General features: G+C 42.5%; 18 protein-coding genes, 2 rRNA genes, 1 pseudogene and 1 riboswitch. Of the genes and pseudogenes, 5 read left to right on the top strand and 16 right to left on the bottom strand.

From position 1 onward, the window contains the following. Positions 1 to 192 precede the first annotated feature (192 nt). Complete coding sequence (locus HXT25_RS03515) at positions 193 to 2,256, bottom strand: cation:proton antiporter (protein ID WP_422118674.1); 2,064 nt, start codon at positions 2,254 to 2,256, stop codon at positions 193 to 195. A 360-nt stretch (positions 2,257 to 2,616) separates the two neighbouring features. Here HXT25_RS03515 and HXT25_RS03510 point away from each other — a divergent pair, with 360 nt between their 5' ends. After that, entirely contained in the window at positions 2,617 to 4,146 is a 1,530-nt protein-coding gene (locus HXT25_RS03510) for an aminotransferase class I/II-fold pyridoxal phosphate-dependent enzyme (RefSeq protein WP_080968790.1), read from the top strand. A 142-nt stretch (positions 4,147 to 4,288) separates the two neighbouring features. Here HXT25_RS03510 and HXT25_RS03505 read toward each other — a convergent pair whose 3' ends face one another. The 6 genes from HXT25_RS03505 to HXT25_RS03480 all read right to left on the bottom strand — a co-directional run bounded on the left by HXT25_RS03505 (position 4,289) and on the right by HXT25_RS03480 (position 10,205). Further along, entirely contained in the window at positions 4,289 to 5,347 is a 1,059-nt protein-coding gene (locus tag HXT25_RS03505; RefSeq protein ID WP_004113759.1) for a LacI family DNA-binding transcriptional regulator, read from the bottom strand. A 29-nt stretch (positions 5,348 to 5,376) separates the two neighbouring features. Continuing rightward, a complete protein-coding gene (locus HXT25_RS03500) occupies positions 5,377 to 6,756 on the bottom strand; it encodes a glycoside hydrolase family 13 protein (protein WP_422118673.1) in 1,380 nt (459 codons plus the stop codon). A 33-nt stretch (positions 6,757 to 6,789) separates the two neighbouring features. Next, positions 6,790 to 7,611, bottom strand: coding sequence for a carbohydrate ABC transporter permease (locus tag HXT25_RS03495; RefSeq protein WP_004112888.1), 822 nt, complete (start codon positions 7,609 to 7,611; stop codon positions 6,790 to 6,792). After that, the gene (locus HXT25_RS03490; protein ID WP_004118115.1) at positions 7,611 to 8,516 is read right to left on the bottom strand and encodes a carbohydrate ABC transporter permease; all 906 of its coding nucleotides are present in this window, start codon (positions 8,514 to 8,516) and stop codon (positions 7,611 to 7,613) included. Before HXT25_RS03490 ends, HXT25_RS03495 begins: the two co-directional genes overlap by 1 nt. 84 nt (positions 8,517 to 8,600) lie before the next feature. Further along, entirely contained in the window at positions 8,601 to 9,872 is a 1,272-nt protein-coding gene (locus tag HXT25_RS03485; RefSeq protein ID WP_004131339.1) for an ABC transporter substrate-binding protein, read from the bottom strand. 207 nt (positions 9,873 to 10,079) lie between these two features. Then, positions 10,080 to 10,205 carry a hypothetical protein gene (locus tag HXT25_RS03480; RefSeq protein ID WP_004131337.1) on the bottom strand — a complete coding sequence of 42 codons (126 nt, stop codon included), beginning with the start codon at positions 10,203 to 10,205 and terminating at the stop codon, positions 10,080 to 10,082. 308 nt (positions 10,206 to 10,513) lie between these two features. Here HXT25_RS03480 and HXT25_RS03475 point away from each other — a divergent pair, with 308 nt between their 5' ends. Beyond that, positions 10,514 to 11,776, top strand: coding sequence for an MFS transporter (locus tag HXT25_RS03475; RefSeq protein WP_422118672.1), 1,263 nt, complete (start codon positions 10,514 to 10,516; stop codon positions 11,774 to 11,776). Positions 11,777 to 11,820: 44 nt separating this feature from the next. Here the strand turns inward: HXT25_RS03475 and HXT25_RS03470 are convergent, their stop codons facing one another. From HXT25_RS03470 to HXT25_RS03455, 4 genes are read right to left on the bottom strand one after another with little or no spacing between them, the layout of a single operon-like run. Next, positions 11,821 to 12,345 (bottom strand): hypothetical protein, encoded by a 525-nt coding sequence (locus tag HXT25_RS03470; RefSeq protein ID WP_016636350.1) that lies wholly within the window; start codon positions 12,343 to 12,345, stop codon positions 11,821 to 11,823. 27 nt (positions 12,346 to 12,372) lie between these two features. Then, the gene (locus HXT25_RS03465) at positions 12,373 to 13,584 is read right to left on the bottom strand and encodes an ABC transporter permease (protein WP_422118671.1); all 1,212 of its coding nucleotides are present in this window, start codon (positions 13,582 to 13,584) and stop codon (positions 12,373 to 12,375) included. Next, the gene (locus HXT25_RS03460; RefSeq protein ID WP_248899418.1) at positions 13,568 to 14,278 is read right to left on the bottom strand and encodes an ABC transporter ATP-binding protein; all 711 of its coding nucleotides are present in this window, start codon (positions 14,276 to 14,278) and stop codon (positions 13,568 to 13,570) included. Before HXT25_RS03460 ends, HXT25_RS03465 begins: the two co-directional genes overlap by 17 nt. Continuing rightward, the gene (locus HXT25_RS03455; RefSeq protein WP_248899419.1) at positions 14,275 to 15,177 is read right to left on the bottom strand and encodes an efflux RND transporter periplasmic adaptor subunit; all 903 of its coding nucleotides are present in this window, start codon (positions 15,175 to 15,177) and stop codon (positions 14,275 to 14,277) included. Before HXT25_RS03455 ends, HXT25_RS03460 begins: the two co-directional genes overlap by 4 nt. Positions 15,178 to 15,652: 475 nt before the next feature. Between HXT25_RS03455 and HXT25_RS03450 the strand changes: the two genes are divergently transcribed. From HXT25_RS03450 to HXT25_RS03440, 3 genes are all read left to right on the top strand, one after another. Continuing rightward, positions 15,653 to 16,324: a response regulator transcription factor gene (locus tag HXT25_RS03450; protein ID WP_020761671.1), complete on the top strand. Its 672-nt coding sequence runs from the start codon at positions 15,653 to 15,655 to the stop codon at positions 16,322 to 16,324. After that, positions 16,321 to 17,481 carry a histidine kinase gene (locus HXT25_RS03445; RefSeq protein ID WP_422118670.1) on the top strand — a complete coding sequence of 387 codons (1,161 nt, stop codon included), beginning with the start codon at positions 16,321 to 16,323 and terminating at the stop codon, positions 17,479 to 17,481. Before HXT25_RS03450 ends, HXT25_RS03445 begins: the two co-directional genes overlap by 4 nt. Positions 17,482 to 17,642: 161 nt before the next feature. Further along, positions 17,643 to 18,014, top strand: a complete 372-nt coding sequence (locus HXT25_RS03440) for a hypothetical protein (protein WP_004112863.1) — start codon at positions 17,643 to 17,645, stop codon at positions 18,012 to 18,014. Between the two features lie 180 nt (positions 18,015 to 18,194). Here HXT25_RS03440 and HXT25_RS03435 read toward each other — a convergent pair. From HXT25_RS03435 to HXT25_RS03415, 5 genes and pseudogenes are all read right to left on the bottom strand, one after another. After that, positions 18,195 to 18,377, bottom strand: a pseudogene (locus tag HXT25_RS03435) (XRE family transcriptional regulator); the annotation flags it as partial. Positions 18,378 to 18,443: 66 nt separating this feature from the next. Then, positions 18,444 to 20,141: a bifunctional hydroxymethylpyrimidine kinase/phosphomethylpyrimidine kinase gene (locus HXT25_RS03430; RefSeq protein WP_013399395.1), complete on the bottom strand. Its 1,698-nt coding sequence runs from the start codon at positions 20,139 to 20,141 to the stop codon at positions 18,444 to 18,446. A gap of 5 nt (positions 20,142 to 20,146) precedes the next feature. After that, positions 20,147 to 21,664 (bottom strand): hydroxyethylthiazole kinase, encoded by a 1,518-nt coding sequence (gene thiM / locus HXT25_RS03425; RefSeq protein WP_422118669.1) that lies wholly within the window; start codon positions 21,662 to 21,664, stop codon positions 20,147 to 20,149. Continuing rightward, a riboswitch (TPP riboswitch) is annotated at positions 21,652 to 21,744 on the bottom strand. Its footprint overlaps the gene before it by 13 nt. A gap of 316 nt (positions 21,745 to 22,060) precedes the next feature. Then, positions 22,061 to 22,177: ribosomal RNA gene (gene rrf / locus HXT25_RS03420) — 5S ribosomal RNA — on the bottom strand. Between the two features lie 164 nt (positions 22,178 to 22,341). Beyond that, positions 22,342 to 25,400, bottom strand: a 23S ribosomal RNA gene (locus HXT25_RS03415). Position 25,401 lies beyond the last annotated feature (1 nt).

Raw genomic sequence — 25,401 nt, 5'->3', positions numbered from 1 at the left:
GCTTAGACCGCGTGCGAATCGACGATTTCGAGCTGCATAATGCGCGAGAAATCACCTCGATTCGCTGAGCCGCTCAAAGCAGAAGCACTGCTTCTGCGCGGCGAAGTCGTTCGCGCGCTTAGACCGCGCGAACGACACAGCACGCCGCAAAGTTAATACAAACGCAATACAAAGCTGCATTTAACACAAAACTTACACGTCTGAATTAGCATCTACGCTCATAACATAAACGTTGTTTCGCAGCTGCCTCTCTTGCGCGCGCGTAATATCTCCAGCTTCATACATATCGTGAATAACCCTAAGCTCAATTGCATACCCTTGCCGCTTAACATCATCGATTCGCTCAATCATTTTTACGCTCATAGCAACATTTGGTCTCGATCTAAGAAAAGCCTCGCTAGTCCTATACTCACGTAAAAGAGCTGAACAATGCTCCGTGCTATACGTTTCTTTATGCATTTCTTGATATAAACGTTTAACAACGCTATGTATAACGTCAATATGAATCTGCCGAACACGCACAAAAATCATGTCTTCTCTAAGAAGGGGAGCCGTTCTGCGAATCATATTACCTACTCGCCGCGCAACCGTTACATACTTTCGTTGAGCAGCCCTAAATCGCCCTCGCACATGCCACATTATTGATTGCTTTTGCGAACCAGCATGTATGTGTCTTAACGAATTCATTATTTGGTCTAAAAGCCGTTCACATGCTTCCTCATCTAGCATTTTAAACTTAGTTGCACCCTCTTGTTTAATGTCTTTAAGCCTTTGTTTTATATAGTCCTTTTCCCAATTTAGAGCATCTACACGTAATAACAAGTAGTCTTTTGAATCACTCTTATTTACATTTTGTTTTAGCCTATTGATTCGTTCCGTGTAGGAATCAATCACAGATAACACAGCGCCTCGCGCTTCATAATCATCACTTTTAGTGCTGTCCTGCGTAACGTTAAGCGTAAGCTCTTCAACGGTTCTCCGCAAAACTTCTATGATTATTGGCGTAACCGCTTCTAGCTCATGATTGTTATCTTTAGGAGATATTAAGGGAAGAATAAAGTTAGCTAGCAAAAGCGTTACTACTATCACCACTCCAGCAATAAAAATCAATTCATTTCTAAGCGAGAAGCTAATTGGAAGCGTAAACATCAGCGCTAATGTTAAAGTTCCTTTTGCTCCACCTAATGTCATTATTACGGACGATTTTAGCCAATCTACATCTCGCCTATTTGCTTTAGATCGCCTTGCAAGGCGAATCATAATAACCATCCACAAGAATCGAACGCCTATAATGGCAACTAAAGTTACGCAAATAATCGCCACTAGAATAAGATTGTTAATTCCACGATCATTCCAACTTGAACTTACTACTTTTGGAAGCGCGATTCCCAAAAGCACAAAAACAGCACCATTAAGCCCAAAAGATAGAACGCTCCAAACACTGTTTGCCACTATATTTGTTCGCGAAACATTAGGACCTACTCCAGAACGATCGAATTTTGTAAGCAATCCTGCAGTAACTAGCGCAAGCATTCCCGAAGTTTCAAGGCTTTCTGCACCCATGTATAGCAAAAATGGTAGGAATAATTCCATTAATATTCTAGTTTTCGTAGTTTCCCAACCTAGTGACCTGATTTTTTCAAAAAGCCAGTTTGCAGCAAAACCTACTAACGCGCCTACTACTATTCCACCAAAGAATTTTGTTGTAAAACTGCTTAATGCTGGAACAATGTCGAAAACGCCTGAGGATGCTACCAACACTGCAAATTGGAATCCTACTATTCCAGATGCGTCATTAAATAATGATTCGCCTTGAAGAACGCTAAATTGTTTGCGCGTAAGCGACACTTCGTGACTTAAAGCGCTTACTGCCACGGCATCCGTTGGACCTAATGCAGCACCCAACACAAGAGCTGCCGTAATTGGCACAAACGGCCATATTGCAGGCAATAGAATGCCAACAACAATCATTGTGGCTAAAACTAATCCAATAGCTAGCGTGGCTGAATATTTGAAGGAAGACAGCAGAGCTAGCTTATTGATTTCTCTAGACTCAAAGTATATAAGTGGCGCAACTATAACGACCATAAACATGTTTGGATCTAAAGATGCGTTTGGAAAAAATGGCAATTCTGCAGCAATAATGCCCATAGCTATCTGCACAAGCGGCACTGAAACTCTTGGTATAAAACGCTCCAAGAATGATGACAGAACCACAACTGCCATTATGTACAGAATTAGCTCAAAAACTGGCATGCCGCTATAACTCCCCTTGCTTATTTGCCATATTTTTCCAGCTTATCGAAACATGGCAACCGCGCGAAATATAAGAAAATGGTAAAACAATTTGAGCAATTCAAAGTAATCTAAAATAAATCTAAAGATTATCTATTTATTCAAGAGTTCAACATAGATTCAAAAAGTTCATAATTGTTCGCACGGTTCTGTCAAAATTCAAAATAAATTCAATTCTAGGCTTGCAAAATGCTTTTTTATGCGTAAAATTGTCTTTTAATCGCCTCAAAGTTCAATTTATAGCTTCTATTTTGAACTTTGTTGTAAGTTTGTTCAATTTAAGAATGCTGATTTTATAAGCTTCTATAAGAAAGACGGATTATGGCACAGAATTTTGCAAACGACCTTAAAAAGGCCATGAAAATCAAAGGATATAAGCAGATTGATGTAATCGATCTCGCAGCAAAAAGCGGCCATAAGCTTGGCAAAAGCCAGTTAAGCCAGTATTTAAGCGGTAAAACTGAGCCACGCAAAGACGTGCGAGATATGCTTGCACAAATTCTTGAAATTAGCGACTACGGAATCAAAGGTGGGCATTCTTGCGCAAAAACCGCGCAAAAGGCGCAAGCAGACTGCAGCGAGCAGCACGAGGAAAATCACCCATTAACAGAAGATGAGCTTTCCGAAACACTCAAACATAGAAACTTCAACAAATCCACCAAACTTGAGCACGTGCTTTACGACGTTCGAGGCCCTGTTGTAGAAGAAGCAAACCGCATGGAAGCAAACGGAACGCATATTTTAAAGCTCAACATTGGGAATCCTGCGCCTTTTGGATTCCGCGCTCCAGACGAAGTGATTTACGACATGCAACAGCAGCTTATTGACTGCGAAGGCTACTCGGATAGTCGCGGACTTTTCTCCGCACGCAAGGCGATTATGCAATACGATCAACTTAAGGGCATTCCAGGCGTGCAAATGGAAGATATTTACACTGGAAACGGCGTTTCCGAGCTGATTAATCTTTCTATGCAAGCGTTGCTTGATTGCGGCGACGAGATTCTTATACCAAGCCCAGACTACCCGTTGTGGACTGCGTGCGCGAGCTTGGCTGGCGGCACTCCTGTGCACTACATGTGTGACGAAAAGTCGCATTGGTACCCAGATATTGCCGATATTCGCTCTAAAATCACACCTCGTACTAAAGCAATCGTGATTATTAACCCGAATAATCCTACAGGCGTGCTGTATAGTCGCGAAGTTTTGGAAGAGATTGTTAAGATTGCGCGCGAGTTTAATCTGATTATTTTTGCGGACGAGATTTACGATCGTCTTGTTATGGACGGCAAAAAACATGTTTCGATTGCTTCTCTTGCTCCAGACGTGTTCTGCGTAACTTTTAGCGGACTTTCTAAGTCGCATATGATTGCTGGCTTCCGTATTGGTTGGATGAGCCTTTCGGGAGATAAATCCAAAGCTCGCGACTACATTATGGGGCTTAACATGCTGTCTAATATGCGCTTGTGCTCGAACGTTCCTGCGCAATCTATTATTCAGACTGCTTTAGGCGGATACCAAAGCGTTGAGAAGTATTTGGAGCCGGGCGGACGCGTGTATGAGCAGCGCGAGTATTGCTATAACGCACTTCAGGAGATGGATGGCGTAAGCGTTGAGCGACCAGATGCTGCTTTCTACATGTTTGTAAAACTCGATCCTGCTCGCTACAACATTCACGACGACGAACAGTTTGCGCTTGATCTGCTACGCGATCAGAAGTTGCTGATTGTGCACGGAAAAGGCTTTAATTGGCAGACTCCAGGCTACTTCCGCGTAGTCTACTTGCCACGCTTACAAACGCTTCGCGATGCAATGGGCAAACTCTCCAGCTTCCTCTCCTACTATCGCCAGTAGAAATCATAATTTTTGCATAAACAAAAAATTACGATTAATTCTGACCCTATTCAAGAAATTATGCATATAGTGCCACGCTAAAAAAACTTAACGTGGCACTATATTTTCATAGGAGGAAGGAATCAAGTATTTACTACGCAGCCTATTCTCTTATAGATGCTGCTGGGCCAATTGACTCACGCAGCAGCACAGTAATAGGTAGGCATACGTGACGGGATGATGCTCGTTCATACCCAGCATTCAAAGTCTCTACTATATATTCAGCAGCTAAACGTCCTTTAGTTGTGACAGGCTGTTTAACTGTTGTCAACGGTGGGTTACTACATGCAGACTCATCTATATCATCAAATCCTGTAACAGAAATATCGCGTGGAATTTGTAAACCAGACTGTCTAGCAGCGTCCATTACTCCAAACGCAATAACATCACTAAAACAGATGAATGCAGTTGGTAATACAGAATTATTTTGTTTTATTTGTGCAAAAGCTTCTTCTCCTCCAGTACGAGTACATGGCACTTCAATAACATTTTTCTTATCGACCAGTGGAGCTATTCCATTCTCTTCTAAAGCAGAAACCACACCATCAATACGGCGACGAATTGTTCCATGCCAAGAAAGATACCCATCATCATTGCCTGATTCTGGAGAAATCACCACAAAATTGCGATGACCTAATGAAATAAGATGCTCAGTTAATTCTTTCATAGCGCGCGTCTCATCAATATTGATACTCGGAGCCTGGCTATGTACTTCACTGTCAACAATCACAAATGGCTTTCCTTGCTGCATAAGCGCTTCAACTTCACCACGATCTTCTTCTAAACCAGTTACTATAAAACCGTCAACGGCAGCATAAGGAATTGCTTTTAACATAGAATTACGAAGTGGAGGCACTAAAAGAAGCGTCAATCCCTCTCGCTCACAGATTTGCCCAATACCCTGAATAAATTCCGAATAGTATGGGTTTTCTAGCACTCGCCCTAATTGCTGTGGTAGTAACAATCCCAAACTATTTGTCTTTTGAGTTCGCAGCATATAAGCAACAGGATTACGCACATATCCTAGTTCCTTTGCAACTGAAAATATGTGTTCTACAGTTTCTGACGATAAGCGATCAGGAGTATTATACGCAAAGGAGACAGCAGATTTAGAGACACGCGCTGCATCAGCAATATCCTGCATTGTAATTTTCTTTCCCATGCTTCACACTTCTTACTTCTACATTATTTTTACTGTTGAGCCTGCAATACGATCATAGAATTATCTTTATTAGGGCGCCAACTATCTCCAACAGTTACACCATTTATAATTCGCCAATTATGATTTTGCAATTGTTGAGGTAGCTTCGATGAATTATACTCTAATAAATTACTACGTGAAATAATCATCAAAAGAGATTCTTCCTTATGCTCTCGCGAAATAATGACAGTATCTCCATCAACAGCGTAACAACTTTGCGCACCCCTTCGCAACGCAATATGATCACGTCGCAATGCATTTAATTGAACAATTGTACGGAATATTTCAGCATTTGTATCAAGACTATCCCACTGCATGCCAGAACGGCACCCTGGATCATTATCGCCAACCATACCAAGTTCATCACCGTAATAAATCATCGGAGCACCTTCGCAGGCAAACATGCAACAGTAGGCAGTTATGCAATCCTCAGTATTATTTTGATGCGCAGTTAAAACACGCTCAGTATCGTGACTACCCAACAAATTCATCATCCCATGGTGATATCCATACGGTATGCGCTCCTGCAGACGGTTAATACCGTTAACAAAATCGTATGCATTGAATCGCTTTGTTGCAGTAAAACCTAAAACTAAATCACGCAGAGTATAATTCATTGTGCTATCGGTAGTGTCTCCTTGCAACCATTGAGCAGGGTCTCTCCATTCTTCAGCTATCAAACATAATTCTGAATTTTTTGATTTAACAACTTGCCTAAAATCCTGCCAAAATTCTGGATAAATAAAATATGGAACGTCAAGACGATAACCGTCGATACCTTGATCAATCCAATATCTCGCAACATTAAAATGATGCTCACGCACCTTTGGATTAAACACATTCCACTTCGGTAGATATTCACAACCAGAACAGGTTTTATAATTAGGTACAGGCAATGACTTAACTGGAAAGTTTTTCACTGAAAAATAATTAACATATTCTGAATTCTCTTCATTTTTAACAACATCTTGAAACATCCAATGAGTTTTACCACAATGATTTAAAACTGCATCTAGTACTATACGTATATTCCGCTTATGCGCTTCATCTACCAATGTATGGAAATCTTCAAGAGTTCCTAAAAGTGGATCGATTTTAAAATAATCGTTTGCATCATAACGATGATTTGTTGCAGCAGAAAAAATTGGATTCAAATAGAGCGCATTGCAACCTAAATCATGAATATAATCAAGTTTTTCTGTAATTCCAGCAATATTACCACCTAAGAAATTCTCACGCGTAGGCTCAGCATCCCATGAGTCAAGCGGCACATGACCTTCAGTTAGCATACCGTAGCCTTCACAACGATAGAAGCGATCAGGAAAAATCTGATAAAATCTTGCATCAGGCAACCACTGTGGTATAGACATAATAAAACCCCATCCTTAATTTTTCTACAATTTCTAATCTTTCATACCAGTATTGGCAATTCCTCTAACAAGCGCACGTTGGAAGAAAAGGAACACAATAATACTTGGTATTGTTGCAGTCAAAGTTCCTGCCATCAAATAATTCCAAGAGGTTCCGTAACGCCCTACGAAGGATGCTAAACCAATCTGAATTGTACGAGTTTCATCCGTATTCGTAACTAATAACGGCCAAAGGAAATCATTCCACGCAAAGAGAAAACTAAAAATACCAAGCGTCGCAAACGCTGGAGACGACAATGGAACGATTACTTTGAAGAATATTCCAAACCTGCCACAACCGTCAATGCGCGCTGCCTCATCAAGCTCTCGAGGAATTGTTGCAAAATATTGGCGAAGTAAAATAATGCCAAACACATCTGCAAGTCTAGGAACAATCAAAGCATACAGCGTATCAACCCATCCCAAATTAGCGACTATCTCATAAGACGGAATAACAATCACAAAATTAGGAATCATCAATGCAGAAAGCAGCAGAATGAATATTGTTTTCTTCAAAGGAAATTCTAATCGCGCAAAAGCGTAGGCGGCAAAGGCATCAAATATTAAATGTCCTACAACAATCCCTACCGTCATCAATAGCGTATTCCAATAATATTGCGCAAACGGTGCCGCTTGCCAAGCGTGAATATAGTTTTCCCAATGCCATGATGTAGGAAAAATTGAAGTATTCGTGTATGTTTCAGCACGCATTTGCAAAGAAGTAGTGAACATCCACAAAAATGGAATGATTACTGTTGCTGAACCTAAAATCAGAATCGCATGACGCGCCAAACGCGACCATAATGATGATTTCATTATTCTTCTCCTTGTGCTCCAGAAACTTTCCATTGAATCATCGTCACGCCTAGCACTAGCGCAAGCGTAATGAACGCTATTGCTGTTCCATAGCCAAAATCACCGAGCTTGAACGCATCACGATACATCATCATGCCAAGCACTTCCGTGCCTCCGCGAGGACCGCCACCAGTGAGCATGTATGCAAGGTCGAAGGATTGGAAGCTCGTTACTAATGCCTGAACTACTACAAAAAACGTCATTGGAGATAGCAATGGGAAAGTAATCTTCCATAATTTTTGCCACCCAGTAGCTCCATCTAATGCAGCCGCTTCATACACGCTTTTTGGCAATGCTTGTAACGCAGTTAAATACAAAATAGCGTTAAAACCAATATTTTTCCACACGGTCAAAAGAATTAATGCAATAAGCGCAAGCCAGCGATTTTGTAACCAATCTGGTCCATGTATATTGAATTTCATCAACACACTGTTCACGAATCCAGAAGGATCGAGCATATATTTCCACACAATGGCTGCAGCCACAGAAGATGTAACCACTGGAAGGAAGTAAATACTACGATAAATACTCCTACCTCGTATAGGCGCATCAAGCAAAAGCGCAAGCAACAATCCAGTCAACACACTTAATACGCATACACCAGCAGCATAAATAACCGTTACCATTAAGCTGTTGAAAAACTCAGGATCTTGGAAAAGACGAACATAGTTTCCCAAGCCAATAAATTTCTTTTCTGGAGAGAACCCATCCCACGATGTTAGTGAAATATATACAGCAGACAACACAGGGTACAGCACGAAACCACCAATAATAAGCACTGCTGGCAACAAGAATACCGCAGCACATATTACTTGATCTTTCTGGTAGTGCCTGTGCGCAGACTTGAGAAAATGACGTTTTTTCATTACATACTCCTTGATGCAAAGAACTCCGATAGCTGAGTCAACTTTATTCCATTCGGCCCAGCTATCGGCACAGTATTTATGCGATCAGCCCTTGGCAATCACGTCGTTTACTGCCTTTTCAGCATTCGCAAGCGCTTCGTCAACACTCTGCTCTCCAGCGAAAGCCTTCTCCACAGCCTTTGCAAATTCAAAGGAAATCTTTGGATACAATGGAGTATTTGGACGCGTATGAGCAATCTCCATTTGTTCCACAAACGGAATTAAACGAGGCTGTTCCTTCTTAACCCAATCCAAATACTTATCAGACTTTGCAACACTCTTCGTTACAGGAAGCATGCCAGTCTTTTGCGACCACTTGATCACCTGTTCTGGCTGCAAGAACCAGTTCAAGAATTCGCCAGCAGCCTTGGCACGAGCGTCAGAATTATGGAAGACGATTGCTTGTTCACCACCGAGATTAGTCGCTTCCTTGCCATCCTTTGGATGAGGAGCTTTCGCTACACCGAAATCAAATGGTGGATCTGGCGCCCAGATGCCAACCATCCAGCTACCTTCCTGAGCAGAACCACCCTTGCCCTTTTCAAATTCGCCCCACTTAGCATATGGGCTCACGCCGCTCTTGATAAGATCCATCCAGAAGTTCATAGCCTTCTTGCCTTCTGGCGTATTGAATGCAGCCTTAGAATTATCCTTCGTCAAGAATTCGCCGCCAGCTTGCCACAAGTTGACCTGGAAGTTCCAAGTTAAACCTTCGCCGTTATCTCCTGCTTGAGTAAGCAAATCATACCCTGGCTTGCCTGTCTTTTCCTTGATTGTCTCGGCAACTTTCTTCAACTCATCCCATGTTTGTGGTGGTTTGTTAGGATCTAACCCAGCTGCTTTATAAACGTCCTTGTTGTACATGTACGCAAGATTATTGGCAGTAACTGGCACAGAAACTTGTTTGCCGTCAATATGACCATAGTCAATCAATGCAGGAGTCACATCATCGAGCGTTTTCGAGCTGATAACCTTAGAAAGATCAGTCAAATTGCCCATTTTTGCAATCTGTGGCACCCATACCAAATCACTTATAGAAATATCTGGCAAACTCTTCGACGAAGCCGATGCACGAAGCTTCGTCATAAAATCAGAATTCGGAACGCTCGCAGTCTTAATCTTAATATTTTTATGCGAAGCATTAAAATCCTTCACCATTGCATCAAAGGTATCGGCATTAGCGCCATCCCAATAATGCCAAATGGTAAGCTGTGTTGAGCCATTAGCGTCGGATGATTTTGCACTACCACACGCACCTGCGCTAATAATCATTGCAGCAGCACCGATTAATGCACATATTTTTGTAAGTTTCTTCATTGTAACCTTCTTTTTATCTGCATATGTTAACTTGCACTCATTTTGCATTTAGAAAATGGGTGACGAACTATTCTCTAAAGCATCAGAAAACAAACTAGTAATTTTTTTATTCTTTGTTGTATGACTACATAACAAGCAAACAGTTTTTTAATTGCCGCAAACACTGGCTCATATAAATCTACATGTCATGTTCACACAGACACCAAATCAAAAATGCACGCTTGTTTCTACCTCCTCCCCTCCAACTCCGAAGACATTATCTTTAAATACCCACTGTTTGTCATCAAGCAATGCCTTAAATTGGAACTTTTTACCTTTAGGTATTCTTTCCATTTCAGTCTCCTTTGAACTGCAATGCTAAACTCTTGTAAATCAATTTACTACATTGTTAAACAAACGTCAATCCCTTAAAATAATTACACGTTATCTACTTGCCGCGCTTGCAAACGCTTCGCGATGCAATGGGCAAACTCTCTAACTTCCTCTCCTACTATCGCCAGTAATTTATGCATCTTGCTTGCAAACTGCAATAAAACACTCATTTCGCTCACAGTCCATAAAAAGGTGTAAATAAAGGTGTACATATCGAAAGACACATATCATTCATAATATGAAAGAAAGAAAAGTAAGAAGAGTAAGCAATGAACACTGCAGCACGAGTACGATCGGGGTTGGTTATATCCGTTTTATCGCTTAATGCTTTTCTTTTAACAAGCTGTAGATTTGGCGTAAGCCTATATCTTTTAATACATGTCGACTTATCTCACGCAGCGCTTAACGCAGTGTCCGTAGCACTTATGACCTGCATAGCAGCACCGCTTGGCGGAATTATTGCAGATAAATATCCACCAACTAGATTGTTTATAGCGCTAACATTCTGCTTTGCCTTGTTGTGTACTGGATACGGTTTCGCTCTAGTAGCACAGCATAATCTTATTGCGATTACGGTTACACTACTCGGCATAATATTCGGGTTCTTTACTGCATTTTCTTCGCCTAATCAAAAAGTATTGATGGCATATAGCGTACCAACTGGCGAAAAAACCAAGTTTTTAGCAAGCATGCGTATGTGGATTAATCTCAGCAGGCTTGCTGCACCTGCGATTACTGGCATATTTGTTGATATATGCAATCCGCTCATTTTCTTTACGAGCATTGCTATTGTGATGATATTAGCGGCGCTACCTCTACTGTTAGTTAATCTAAACCAGCAAGCACAAAATAGCTCAAACAATACGAAGACAGGAAGCAATAAAACTGCTGGTTTTGCAGCCTCTCTACACTATATGAAATCTACACCATGGTTAATAGTCTTAGGAGTAGTATCCGCATTACAATCAGGCTCATGGCTTGCTGCATTCAGACTAATGGGAGCACACCATTGTCTCACACTTTTTCATTCAGCATCCACTTGGGGATCAATAGTCAGCATATTTAACATTGGCATGATTGTAGGTTCGCTATTATGCAAATACATTGTGCTGCATTATGAGATTTTATACTCTATTTTATTACCTGGATTCCTTTCTATTCCTTTACTTATTTTTGCACTCAATAATTGGATTGCTCTTTTTCTTTGCTCTGCTTTCATTGCAGGTATTATTTTTGACGCCACTATTGTCTATGGGCAAACAGCTCTTCTCGACGGCATACCAACACACATTCTCGGCGCAACTACTACTTTTACTTCTATTATGGAGCAATGCGGCATTATCGTAGGGTATGCAAGCGTACTAGCATGGGGAAATCTAAATTCATCATTATTCATAATGATTGCTTCTGGCGTAATACTTGTTTCAACAGGTATAGCCTTATGGATTATTCAAGCTCGTAAACAAACATACCCATCAATGCTTACCAAAGATTATTGGACACCATCAACATGGGTAAAAAGAAGCATATAACAAGCTATTTAGCGCGAAAGCACAATAAAGCTATACAAATGCAATTACATCACAGGACAATTAGTTTGCACATCCTGTTGGAATCCTGACGGATCTCCTAGTTTTGCTTTACGCATGTGCTCTTTGAAAAAGTTTCTCGTTGCATCATCACAACGATCTGGACCCATAAACGGCATGCTAGGCACTTTTTCGAGCTCACGCAAAGCTTTACTTGCCGCTTGTTCATCACTAGCATACGTATCTAGCCATTGCCGCTCCCAAGCACACTGATAATAATTAGATGCTTGCGTATCACCATATCCACTCTGGAACTGGCTGTCTTTTTCTTCTCCAACCAAGTTTGCAGGAGCTTTATATTTTTCAGGCCAACTAAGCTTTGCAACGGACTCCTGGTATTCCTTCTCTATATGAGCAAAATCAACAGTCTCTCTAGGTGAACTATTTTGCGAGCGCGCGCCACCCATACCACTCGCATTATTGTTGCCTATTCCTCCACACGCATTAAACATAAGAAGCGCACTAAGCACACCAACAATAAGAGTTGCTTTACCAATATTATGATTATTCATTATTCCTTCTTTCTTATTTTTTGAAAATTAACGCAATGCTAATGCTGGTTGTAAACGCGATGCTTTTATTGCTGGCACCGCACTTCCAGCAAGCGCTGTAATAAAAGCCGCAATAACAGCTCCAATAGCGGCTTCATATGGGTAAACTGGCGGACTAACTGGGCTTGCTGCATCCCAAAAACTTGATGCTATAGACACAAGGCCAAAAGAAACAGCAACAGCAGCAATCGAAACTATCAGCGCTAAAATAATCGCGCTGCCTAACACGAGTGAAGCAATCGACCATCTAGTAGCACCCAAAGCTCTGCGTATAAGCAGTTCATGTGTGCGCTGCTCCAACGATGCTAAACCAATATTGATCAAACCTAGCGCGGAAACAAAAAGTAATAATGCTGCTACGATAGCAAAACTTAATTGCAATACTGTTATAACATTCTCGTAATCATCACTATTATCATGTCTTCTAATTTCGTTTACTTGTCCACCACAACAGTCGTAAAGAGCATCTGAAACATAAGATTTAATTGATTTTTGAGAACGATTTTCTTTATTCAACCAGTAGATTGAGCCTTGAGCTTCTTTTCCAGAATATTCCCAAAGAGTTGGAGCATAACGTAATAATCCTAGAATATTCACGTATACTTTTGCTGAGTCTACGCCATCGTTCACAACTCCAACAATCCTTATAGGACTCATTTGTGTTGTTTTGCGAGAAGTAATAAATGCTACTTCACCGATCTTGTATCTTTTGCTAGCAGATTGGTTTACTACCATTTCTAATGCGTTGCTTTTAGCGCTATTACTAAACCATCTTCCACTTACAATAGGTAAGTTATAAACTTTGTTGTATCCTGCCGTAGTGTAAACAGCGTCAACATATTGAAGATTGCCAGTCTTATATTCTTTGCTTATTTTTACACTCTTCGAGGCTGGCATAGAAGCGCTAAACAGTAGTCCAGTGTTTGGTTGCAGCATAACGTTAGCGTTACGGTTTGCGGATTCAATGCGATTTAAGAATTTGTTAAATACTGAATATTCGTCAAAATTTTGTGCTGAAAAAGTAATCTCGTATGTTGGTCTACGACCGTTTAGCTGTTCGTTAGTTGCAATAAGATAGTCCTTACCAACCGTGCCGATAAGCACTGACGCAATAACGGCAATGATGCCGATAAACATTGAAAAACCTGTGAGGAAGGATCTCATAGGAGACAGGCGTAAATCTTTAAGCAGCATGATCATAAAGAACACCGCCTTCCATAGTAAAAATGTGAGAGCAAGAACGAGCCACTTTCATATCATGAGTGACTAATAGTAATGTTGTTCCAGATTCTTGAACACGATCATGCAACACTTGAAGCACTTTTTCTCCCGTACTACTATCGAGAGCACCAGTTGGCTCATCGCAAATAAGTAATTCGGGATTAGTGACTAGAGCACGCGCTATCGCGACTCTCTGCTGTTCACCGCCTGATAGCCTTCCAGGGTATTCGTTTAGTTTATCTTGCAATCCAACATCACATAATGCTTCTTCTATCGTTTTTCTTCTTGTCTGCTTGCTTTGTTGTAGTCCTGCGTATAAAAGCGGCAACTCAACATTTTCTCTAATACTTAAATGCTTAATGAGAGAATAGTTTTGAAAAACAAAACCAATATTTCGAGCGCGCATATGCGATACTGTATTATCACTACACTTTTGGATTGACTTGCCAGAATAATAGTATTTTCCAGTAAAATTTTTATTCAAAAATCCAATAATAGAAATAAGACTCGTTTTGCCAGATCCAGACCTGCCAACTACCGCGTATGTTTCACATTGATTAAGTAACATAGAAGCAGAGTTAACAGTGGTAAGCCATTCGCCATTGCCTAGTTTTACACGCGCTGACACGTCTTGTAGTTCAACCAGCGGAACAGTATTGTTCTCCATAATCATTGCACTCCTGGAATGAGATCAGGAGAAACACCTGCTACAACATCACCCTCATGCAAACCAGACGTAATTTCAATATTAGCGCCGTCACTGATTCCAAGACCAACTTCTTTGCGCTCCCAATTATCGCCTTTCTTGTATGAGACTAAGCCTTTTTGGACTCTTCCAGCAACCGCACTAACGGGCAGTGTTAGAACTGATTGTTTATGCTTGCCATTAAAAACAAGCGTCGCATTTTGACCTGATTCTACTTCTGCGCTTTTATCTATTAAACACGTTAAAACTTTTGACGATACACTAGGTGTACTTTGCGCACTCGACTCATCTGTTTGAGTCGAATCAGCACTATCATTCTTGCTACTACCCGAGGCTGCAATATCGGTAGAAGTTCCACCGCTTTGTACTATTTGCAAACAATTGGTTGGCCCAACACCATCTTCAACTTGGAAGCGACCTTTAACATCTGTAATATCCGCAGAACGAAGTAAAGATTTTGCATTAAGGCTTATTGAAAAACCTTCATATTTAAGAGTGAATAGTGGGAAAGATTTAGGCACGTCCGCAGATGATTCAGCTACTGACACAACTTTAGCGTCTACGGGAGCAATAATTTTGTTACCAGCATTGTAGCCTAGAGCACTTCCAGCTTTTACAGCACTTCCTGCTTTTACCGATGGAGAAAAATTCCCTCTACTTACAGCAGTGATAACAAAGGTAGACGATTGTTCTATTGCTGCTTTACCAGACACAACTTGTGTTAAAGGCTGTTTTTTGACTGAAACAAGTGGAACTGAATCGTGTTGTGCCTGCTGTTGACTATTATCAACTGCTCTACCAGAGCATGCAGTAAGCAAACACACTGGCAGAGCAGCAAGCAAGAGTACTTTCGTAAACTTACGCATAACACAAATCTCCTTACTCGCCAAACTCGTAAACACATAGGATGCGTCGAAACGAGCCTCTCAAACTGATCCAAAATAAATAAAGTGCTTGATAATGCTACGATTAACGCTTTTATGATTGACACTTTATTGAGGATTTCAGCTTTTGCTTAATAGCCTATAATCGCCGTAAAGAGTTTGCATCACACTAAATGATGATTTTATTTATGATTCTTGGAGCTTGCATAATACCAGAGAATGATTTGTTTTGCATAGAGTTTATACACTACTGAGTAACTTACTTGCGCATAGCCGCAACCGCATTGTGATTAAATCACTAAGATTTGAGCGAGCTTATTCGCTGCGGAGTAACCCCGTAAGCTCCAAGCAACTACCTTTATACAATCTGCTTTGTAAAGGTTTTCCTAGACAAGATATTCATCATACAAATTCAAGTACTATTATTACTTAAATAATGCTTTTCTAAAGGAGCAATATGATAGCAAAGCATATTACTGTTGGCATTGTTGATGATGATTGTTTTTGTCTACACGGCCTAAAAACATATATTGAACAGGTTGTTCCTTCCTGCAGTATTTGCTGGTTATCCGCGTACGCCGATCAAGCAATTCAGTTTTGTCAAAATCAATGCCCAGACGTGCTACTAATTGACATGTATATGTCTGGTGTTTCGGGAATTAAAATATTATACGAATTGCGAAGAAGATACTCACTCCCAATAATAATTGCTATAACTTCATTCCCTATCAACGATTATGCTTTAAAAGCATCAACAGCAGGCGCACAAGGCATTATTGGAAAGAACCACCCAGAAACTATTTGCGCCATGCTTAGCAGTATTGCCCATGGCACATTCAAGCCACAAATAATAGGCGATCTTCATTTTGACGACACGACGACAGCATTTCAACGTCTGCAAAATAAACCAAAAAATGGACGCCTTGCTTTAACGGATCATGAGACTGAAATTGTAAAGTTGTGCAGTAAAGGAATGACTAATGCGCAAATCGCCAAACGTTTATTTGTTGAAACTTGTACTGTGGAAACTATCCTTCGTCGCGTATTCAAAAAATTGAATGTGACAAATCGTTCACAACTTATTACTACATGGCTGCATGATGAATATTTAGGAAATGATACACAATGATTATTTTCTTAATGCGTCGTTTACGAGAAAAGCTTATTGACAATAAAACATTTTTACTATTGGGATGTTTGTCGAGCGCAATGGATGCATATATTTACTCAAATAGCGACAATAGCACAATACAACTTGTTATAGTTTACATGATTCTTGCTGCTATAAATCTGTTTCTTTGCTTGCTCCCGCATTTTATGAGCATGTGCTATATTTTTGTACACCTCAGCATTCTTGTTATTCCTAGTCTGAATCTTCCACCAGTAACTTTCGGGCTCATCATATCATTTGTTTTTATTTCGTATTTATATCCGATTCAATTTACACTACCTTTATTCTTAGTAATAGATGCATTACACTACGTTGCATACCGATACCTATCAACTTTATCTTTCAAGTATCTTATTGCTTACCTTTTAATAAATATATTTTGCGTTTGCACTGGTATTATTTTGCGCATTTCTCACCAAAAAATGGTTCTTTATGAAAAAGATAAGCAAACAATTAATAATCTTCATCTGGCTGTGCGAATGCACGATAGATTAACTAATAAGATTGCAGATATTGCACTACAAAGTAAAATAGCATTACTTGACAAGTCTATTTCTAAAAAGCAGCGAGAAGCTATTGAGGCAATAAATGATTTGGCAGATCAGGCTTTTGAAGAAGGACATAATATTATCGACATTCTACGCGGAAATACTGCTAAGCAAGATGCTCGAAGCGAGTTCATTCAGCACATTGAAGATACGCTACAAATGAACGACTCAATCAATACATCTTGTGGATTAAAAGGAAGATCAATATGCAATATATCTAGTAACGATATTCCTGAAGACATTAGCAATGAAATCATCTGTGAAGTTATTGAATTAATCGAAGAACTATATTTGAACATGCGAAAATATGCTTCTTTAGTTTATTACATCAGAATTTCGATACGCGAAAAACAAATTGTTATAAAACAGTTCAATGTTCGATTTTTGGGCGGGAAAAGTAAAGATGCAATTCGCTCAGTATCTCAAAAAGGACTTTTGCTTCATCGCGATACCATAAAGCATTTAGGCGGTTCACTCTATTTTCGAGCCTTTGGTAAGTATTGGGAATGTAATGCAGTTATTCCTTTCAAAAATGAACATAACTGTATAGATAGTATGGCTTACTGATTCAGTTTAAAAGATTAATGAATCTTAAGCAGTTTTAGATAGTAATTATTTGTAAAGGTTTTCCTAGACAAGATATTGTTTACCTTTTAGCACGCCATTAATTTATAAGTTGTAAAGGTTTGATATACACAATTATTTTCTTGTATTAGAAGGAGAAGAATATGAGTAATTTAGAAGATACAAAAGCACAAATTCCATCCGTATTTTGGACAATAGCCAATGGTGTATTTCTTGCTAGCGGAATTGCGCTGATTGTAATGCGTAATGATTATCTATGGGGAGTGCCTCAAATTATCGCTGGATTATTTGGTCTTGCAACCATGTTTCTCATTAAAAAACCGTGGTGCGCTCAACTATATTTTATAGTATCTTCACTAGCCGTAATAGCAAATGGACTTATGGAAATATTCGGCATAATCCACGGATCTGGATACGGTTATGTTCCGCTGATTATTGGCATAATCGTGCTTTTATTTATAGGCCTTGACAAGGATGAAAGTTCAAAAGCTCTTGGAATTGCCAAGAATAAATAAAAGCATTAGACTGCGATTTTAACTTAAAAACATATCGCAATTTTCAAAGGTCAAGTTGTAGCCACACATCCTACGACTTGACCTTTACTTATTTATCCGCTATTGATTTGTTTTGCATAGAGTTTATACACTACTGAGCAACTTGCTTGTGCATAGCCCCAACCGCATTGCATTAAATCACTAAGATTTAAGCGAGCTTATTCGCTGCGGAGTAACCCCCGTAAGCTCTGCAACATCACGAACCGTCAATCCCTGATTCCTTAGTATACGAACTGTTTCACGCATAAGTATAGACGCTTCTTCTTGAGTTTTTATAGCTGCAGATTTTGCATCTAACATGCGCTGAAGCATAAGCTCATCTTCAAATCTTCTAGATTTTGTTAATAAAGACGAAGTCAATGCATCAGCGCTATCAAGCTATCAAACCATCTACCTCAATGCTCTATGAGCTTGATTAAAGAACTCATACTCGTAAATGCATGAAGTCATATATGCTTGAGCAGCAAGAATTCGAGCCTGTGGGCCAGCTTCTTCAAAAGCTCTCTCAACAAATTTAACTGCCATTCTTACTCCTGACTCAAAATCATTAGAAGAATACATTGAAATCCAATCATGATATGGGTTTTCAGGAGTATTATTTTTGACTAAAATTTGCCCCACTTCTTCATAAAGCCAATAGCATGGCAATATGGATGCAGCTCCAATCACGTAATCTTCTGCCATTGTAGAAGCAAGTAAGTGATTTACGTAAGCTAACGTTACTGGCGAGCAAGACGCATCAATGCTTATATTTCTGCTTCCAAGCCAATCTCTGTGCAACTGCGATTCCGCTTCTATGCACATAGCTGCACCCGTAGCCCAATGCACTCTAGCTTCATTATCTGGCGTTTTAGCTCCAACAGCAGCTAGCGCGCGCGAGTAACGCTTCAAGTATTCAGAATCTTGACTTATGTAGAAAGCAAACAAGTCGGAGTCAAGCGTTCCATTACCTAAAGCCTTAATAAATGGCATTTTCATAATGTTGTTATCGACATCTGCACTAGCATCCCATAAAGCTTGAGTCCAAGGGCCACAAGGCTCCACATTTGGCTTTCTAGCCTTGCTATGAGCTTTTACGACTACGCTTTGCGCAGTTAATCCGTCTAAGCCACTAGTTTGCATATGTTCCCAAGGAGTTGACGAAGAATCTAATTCCAAACGATAATTACGAGCAGCATGGTTCACAGGCCCATGACCTTTGCCAACATGCAAATCTTTACCGCAAGCAATAGCTTCGTTAAGCCATCTTGACGACCATGCTAGAGCATCCGCTACTGTACTGTAATCGCTTAGCTTCTTGCCTTCTCGCAACGCTAATCCTATGCGCGTAGCAAGCGAGGAAGATAGCGAGCAGCCTGTGCCATGCGTTGTTGTTGTATCAACCCTAGGGCAAGGAACGTGCACTCTGTGGCCATCTGGGAACACAACAGTATTACCAGCATCTTCGCTTGTTAAGTGGCCGCCTTTAACAATAACAATAGTATTGTTTTTTGCACACCACTCGCTTGCTTGAGCATAAGCTTCTTCAAAATTAGATGCAGGCTGTTTATCGCATAATACTGCGAGTTCAGGTATGTTTGGCGTAATCACATCCGCAAGAGGTGCAAACTCACGCATTGCATCTTCTGCAGACTTTTCAAGCAACCTATCTCCCGAAGTTGCTACCATCACTGGGTCTAACACAACAACAGGAACAGGATGATTCTTAAGCCAATCTTGAACTAGGCTAATATATGATTTGTCTCCAAGCATGCCGATTTTTACAGCATCAATAGTTACGTCATCAAATACTGCTTCTAGTTGCGCTTGCAAAAAGTCGGTTGGAGGAGTATAAACTTCGCGCACACCGCAAGTGTTTTGAGCAACCAAATTAGTTGTTACACACATTGCAAATCCATGAGATGCTGTGATTGATTTTAGATCAGCTTGAATTCCAGCTCCGCCTGTTGGATCAGTTCCAGCAATGCTTAGCACTCGCGGAATAATTGGCTCTTCTAAAGAAGGTAGGGAAGATGGCCTTAGACTTGAATCATATAATTTAGAAATTGATTGCAAAGGTGCTTGAGTTTGCGAAAATTGATTATTCATTATTTTTATTCCTTTGTAATGGCATCGCGTAATTTGTGTGCTTCTTCGCAAGGATTTTGCGCAAGCATTAGAGCAGATACTACGCATAAACCATCTATTGAAGTGCTTTTAATAGGAAACACGGTATTTTCATTAACTCCGCCGATTCCTAGAGTGCTAATGCCGAGTTCTTTAGCGCGTTTAGCAATCTTTTCTACTCCTTCAACTCCTAAAGCAGGAGCAGCGTCTGGCTTAGTGGCAGTAGGCCAAATTGGGCCTATTCCAATAACATCAGGCAATGGCACATTTTCTTTAGCACATTCGTTATAAACGTAATCTAACTGTTCTAACTTTTCTATAGAAAGTCCAACCATCCACTCTGCAGGAATAGACTTACGCGCTTCAATATAAGGCGTATCTGTTTGCCCAACATGCAAGTTGAACCCTAAGCTTTTAGCGCAATCTATACGATCGTCAACAAAAATCGGCACGTCTCCGCAACCATTAGCAAGCATTTTGTCTCGCAGGCTTTGAGCTTTATTGTTAAAAGTTTCGCTATTTGCGTACTTATCGCGCAATTGAACTACGCTTGCTCCGCCTTTAACGCAATCAACTGCAATATCTTCTTCGGCTCGATCACTCATCTTTGGGTCTGTTATAAAGTATAAAGACCAATCAACAGGATCGAGTTCAAATTCAATATTCGCTAATTTCAGCATCTCGTCTGCGCTCAAATCCATAAGCGCATCCATCCATAATTTTCTAAATGACCCTGGCAATGTTGAGCGTTGCGCTGCCCAAGTTCCTGCTGCAGCAGCGTGTACGTGCGCGGCAACTGTTGCTGCAAAAGGTCGATTTCGATTTGCTCCAACGTATGCTGCCACCAACGCGCCAAGAGAGCAGCCCGTGCCGACTACTTTCGTCATTATTTCGTGGCCGCCAGAAACTCGTGCCGAGCATCCATGACCATAAATAGCGTCTTTTTCGCCAGAAATAGCCACTACCGAGCCGTAGCGTTTAACTAGCTTCTTAGCTGCTGCAACTGCCGAATCAACGGAATCTCCAGCGTCTACGCCTTTACCGCCGCTTTCTTCTCCAGCTAAGCCTAAGATTTCGGAAGCGTTGGCACGAATTACAGCAGGATGACTTTTAACAATTTCGCGCGCGTATTGCGTGCGTGGAGCTAAACCGCCAACTGCAACTGGGTCAAGAACCCATGGAGTGTGCGCTTTTACAGCTCCGCGAATCGCAGCATCCATAGATTCTTTGTCTACTGGCCTGTACGTTCCAATGTTTACTAATACACCAGATGCGATTTGAGCAAATACTTCAGCTTCTTCTGCATCTACGACCATTGCTGGCGATGCTCCAGCAGCCAGCAGAACGTTTGCTGTTATTTCTTGAACAACATTATTCGTTACGCAATGTGTTAACGGATTTTTTGCGCGTAAAGTTTCAATGCATTCACGTACATCTTGAACGAATTGCTTGCAACGAGCATTAGTTGAGAATTCATTATTTTTAGAACACGACACAGCAGTCATGATTTTCCCTTCGCTAGTACTAACTAGATCAGGTTCAACGGGTATAATCTCAGCGCTTATGCGCACCCCGAACCTATGTTTGACTATATATGTTCGTTATGACGTTATTTATATGCGCTCCGACCTGCCTTTTCGCTTAGAGCGTAGCGCGAAAAGGTAATTCGGAGCGCTGAGCCGCTTAGCGTAGAAGCACGGTGTGCTTCTACGGCGGCGAAGACGTGAGCGCGCTTAGACCGCGCGAACGAGGACCTTCCATGTAGTGCGTTTGTATAACGACACGACGTAAATCAAGTACAATCGCACTACAGTAAGCGCGTGAATCGTGCGCGCGAACGATAACCTAAACTTAAATAATAAAAAAGCGGGGAACAATCAAGTTCCCCGCTAGAAAGAATAATGCGGCAGCGTGCTAGTCTCCCACACCCTATCGAGTGCAGTACCCTCACCGTGTCAGGCCTTAGCTTCCGGGTTCGGAATGGGACCGGGCGTCTCACCTGAGCCATGACCACCGCAAAACTAGATTATACACTCACTATAAGCGAGCGGCAAATTGGCGGTTTGGGAACCGGACATGAACGCGAGCAACAGAAAAACAATCATCAAAATCAACAACTTAACCATAAAATGACCGTCTAACACTCCTCAAAGTTAAGAGAATTAAACGATAAGCAATACAAGTAGTATCACAATCGCCCATTAGTACTGGTCAGCTCCACCCCTTACAGGGCTTCCACATCCAGCCTATCAACCACGTGTTCTACATGGGGGCTCACACACAAAGTGCAAGGAATGCTAATCTTGGAGCAGGCTTCCCGCTTAGATGCTTTCAGCGGTTATCCCTTCCAAACGTAGCTAACCGGCAGCGCCACTGGCGTGACGACCGGCATACCAGAGGTTCGTCCACCCAGGTCCTCTCGTACTATGGGCAGGTCTCCTCAACATTCCAACGAGCGCAGAGGATAGAGACCAAACTGTCTCACGACGTTCTGAACCCAGCTCGCGTGCCGCTTTAATCGGCGAACAGCCGAACCCTTGGGACCTGCTCCAGCCCCAGGATGCGACGAGCCGACATCGAGGTGCCAAACCATCCCGTCGATATGGACTCTTGGGAATGATCAGCCTGTTATCCCCGGGGTACCTTTTATCCGTTGAGCGATGCCACGTCCGTACGCCGGCACCGGATCACTATCTCCGACTTTCGTCCCTGCTCGACCCGTCAGTCTCACAGTCAAGCCCGCTTGTGCGATTACACTCAACACCCGATTGCCAACCGGGCTGAGCGGACCATTGAGCGCCTCCGTTACTCTTTAGGAGGCAACCGCCCCAGTTAAACTACCCGCCAGGCACTGTCCCTAACACGGATAACGTGTCGAGGTTAGACGCCAGATATGGAAAGAGCGGTATTTCACTTATCGACTCCACGCAAGCTAGCGCCCGCGCTTCACAGCCTCCCGCCTATGCTACACGATCCACACCTAACGACAATACCAAGGTATAGTAAAGGTCCCGGGGTCTTTTCGTCCTTCTGCGCTTAACGAGCATCTTTACTCGTACTGCAATTTCGCCGGGCTCCTGGCCGAGACAGTGGGGAAGTCGTTACGCCATTCGTGCAGGTCGGAACTTACCCGACAAGGAATTTCGCTACCTTAGGATGGTTATAGTTACCACCGCCGTTTACCGGGGCTTAAATTCACCGCTTCGCCAAAGCTAACGGATCCTCTTAACCTTCCGGCACCGGGCAGGCGTCAGAGCGTATACAGCGGCTTACGCCTTCGCACGCTCCTGTGTTTTTGGTAAACAGTCGCTACCCCCTAGCTTGTGCCACCCCCAACAGCTCCGCTTGTAAAAAACATCACCATCAAGGGTCTCCCTTATGCCGAAGGCACGGGAGTAATTTGCCGAGTTCCTTGGCCAGGATTCGCCCGATCGCTTCGGTATACTCTACCAGACCACCAGTGTCGGTTTAGGGTACGAGCGGAATCACACCTCACGTTGAAGCTTTTCTCGGCAAGCAGGATCACCGGAATCAGCCTTACAGCCTACCCATCACGCCTCAGCTTAACATCCCCCGGATTTACCTAGAGGACAGCCCACACGCTTAGCCACGGAAAACCACCTCCGCAGCCGGCTACCTACCCGCGTCACTCCCACGCTAACCTACTACCGATACGCTCCCAACACTAAACCAGAAGAAAACCCCGAAAGATAATCAACCAGAATAACGAAGGTTAGTACTCTCAGATTCAGTTCGAACGGTGTAACACCGGTACGGGAATATCAACCCGTTCATCCATTCGACTACGCCTGTCGGCCTCGCCTTAGGACTCGACTCACCCGGGGACGACGAACGTGGCCCCGGAACCCTTAGTCATTCAGCGGACAGGATTCACACCTGTCTCTCGCTACTCATGTCTGCATTCTCACTCCCGTATAGTCCACGACAAGTTCACACTGCCGCTTCACCCCATACAGGACGCTCTCCTACCCCACATGAACTAAATCATGCAGTCGCGTCTTCGGTGGCGTGCTTAAGCCCCGCTACATTGTCGGCGCGGAACCACTAGACCAGTGAGCTGTTACGCACTCTTTCAAGGATGGCTGCTTCTGAGCCAACCTCCTGGCTGTCTATGCGACTCCACATCCTTTCCCACTTAGCACGCGCTTCGGGACCTTAGACGACGATCAGGGCTGTTTCCCTTTTGACGACGGAGCTTATCCCCCGCCGACTCACTGCCATGATAAACCTAACAGGTATTCGGAGTTTGGCTGCTATTAGTACCCGGTATGGGCCCGCAAGCATCCAGTAGCTCTACCCCCTGCAAGCAATAACATGACGCTGCACCTAAATGCATTTCGGAGAGAACCAGCTATCACGGAATTTGATTGGCCTTTCACCCCTAACCCCAAGTCATCCCCCCAGTTTTCAACCTAGGTGGGTTCGGTCCTCCACACGGTCTTACCCGCGCTTCAACCTGCTCAGGGCTAGATCATCCCGCTTCGGGTCCAGGACATGCGACTAAAACGCCTTTTAAAACTCGCTTTCGCTACGGCTCCCCCACCCGGGTTAGCCTCGCCACATACCACTGACTCGCAGACTCATTTTTCGATAGGCACGCCGTCACCCCACAAGAAGGCTCCGACGGATTGTAAGCGCACGGTTTCAGGAACTATTTCACTCCCCTCCCGGGGTGCTTTTCACCTTTCCCTCACGGTACTAGTACACTATCGGTCAGACAGGAATACTTAGGCTTACCCAACGGTCTGGGCAGATTCACGCGGGATTCCACGAGGCCCGCGCTACTTGGGAATAAACATAAAAAGACATCGCGCAACCTGCTACGGGGCCATCACCCTCTACGGCTGGGAATTCAATCCCATTCACATAACACGACATTTTATCACTCTTCTCAACCCCGTCAGAGGCTGAACAGTCAATCCCACGACCCCGAATACGCAACACCTGACGGTTATCACACGTACTCGGTTTAGCCTGATCCGCTTTCGCTCGCCACTACTCACGGAGTATCCTTTCCTGCAGGTACTGAGATGTTTCACTTCCCTGCGTACCCCCCACAAAAACTGTGGTGACCACCCATAACAGTGGCCGGGTCTCCCCATTCGGAAATCCTCGGATCAAAGCCCACTCGGCAGCTCCCCGAGGCATATCGCAGCCCGTCACGTCCTTCATCGGTCCTGTCTACCAAGGCATCCACCATACGCCCTTACCAGTGATACAC

The sequence above is a fragment of the Gardnerella sp. DNF00476 genome, assembly GCF_049262735.1.
GTDB classification, from domain to species: Bacteria; Actinomycetota; Actinomycetes; order Actinomycetales; family Bifidobacteriaceae; genus Bifidobacterium; species Bifidobacterium vaginale.
Note: the sequence above shows the minus strand (reverse complement) of the source record. Positions and strands in the feature narration are given on the sequence as shown.

Bases quoted from the DNA above. Each gene is read 5' to 3' on its own strand.
- HXT25_RS03460 (WP_248899418.1), bottom strand. From the start codon at position 14,278: ATGATTATGGAGAACAATACTGTTCCGCTGGTTGAACTACAAGACGTG.
- HXT25_RS03515 (WP_422118674.1), bottom strand. From the start codon at position 2,256: ATGCCAGTTTTTGAGCTAATTCTGTACATAATGGCAGTTGTGGTTCTG.
- HXT25_RS03470 (WP_016636350.1), bottom strand. From the start codon at position 12,345: ATGAATAATCATAATATTGGTAAAGCAACTCTTATTGTTGGTGTGCTT.
- HXT25_RS03450 (WP_020761671.1), top strand. From the start codon at position 15,653: ATGATAGCAAAGCATATTACTGTTGGCATTGTTGATGATGATTGTTTT.
- HXT25_RS03465 (WP_422118671.1), bottom strand. From the start codon at position 13,584: ATGATCATGCTGCTTAAAGATTTACGCCTGTCTCCTATGAGATCCTTC.
- thiM (WP_422118669.1), bottom strand. From the start codon at position 21,664: ATGACTGCTGTGTCGTGTTCTAAAAATAATGAATTCTCAACTAATGCT.
- HXT25_RS03510 (WP_080968790.1), top strand. From the start codon at position 2,617: ATGGCACAGAATTTTGCAAACGACCTTAAAAAGGCCATGAAAATCAAA.
- HXT25_RS03430 (WP_013399395.1), bottom strand. From the start codon at position 20,141: ATGAATAATCAATTTTCGCAAACTCAAGCACCTTTGCAATCAATTTCT.
- HXT25_RS03440 (WP_004112863.1), top strand. From the start codon at position 17,643: ATGAGTAATTTAGAAGATACAAAAGCACAAATTCCATCCGTATTTTGG.
- HXT25_RS03480 (WP_004131337.1), bottom strand. From the start codon at position 10,205: ATGGAAAGAATACCTAAAGGTAAAAAGTTCCAATTTAAGGCATTGCTT.
- HXT25_RS03495 (WP_004112888.1), bottom strand. From the start codon at position 7,611: ATGAAATCATCATTATGGTCGCGTTTGGCGCGTCATGCGATTCTGATT.
- HXT25_RS03485 (WP_004131339.1), bottom strand. From the start codon at position 9,872: ATGAAGAAACTTACAAAAATATGTGCATTAATCGGTGCTGCTGCAATG.
- HXT25_RS03500 (WP_422118673.1), bottom strand. From the start codon at position 6,756: ATGTCTATACCACAGTGGTTGCCTGATGCAAGATTTTATCAGATTTTT.
- HXT25_RS03475 (WP_422118672.1), top strand. From the start codon at position 10,514: ATGAACACTGCAGCACGAGTACGATCGGGGTTGGTTATATCCGTTTTA.
- HXT25_RS03490 (WP_004118115.1), bottom strand. From the start codon at position 8,516: ATGAAAAAACGTCATTTTCTCAAGTCTGCGCACAGGCACTACCAGAAA.
- HXT25_RS03445 (WP_422118670.1), top strand. From the start codon at position 16,321: ATGATTATTTTCTTAATGCGTCGTTTACGAGAAAAGCTTATTGACAAT.
- HXT25_RS03455 (WP_248899419.1), bottom strand. From the start codon at position 15,177: ATGCGTAAGTTTACGAAAGTACTCTTGCTTGCTGCTCTGCCAGTGTGT.
- HXT25_RS03505 (WP_004113759.1), bottom strand. From the start codon at position 5,347: ATGGGAAAGAAAATTACAATGCAGGATATTGCTGATGCAGCGCGTGTC.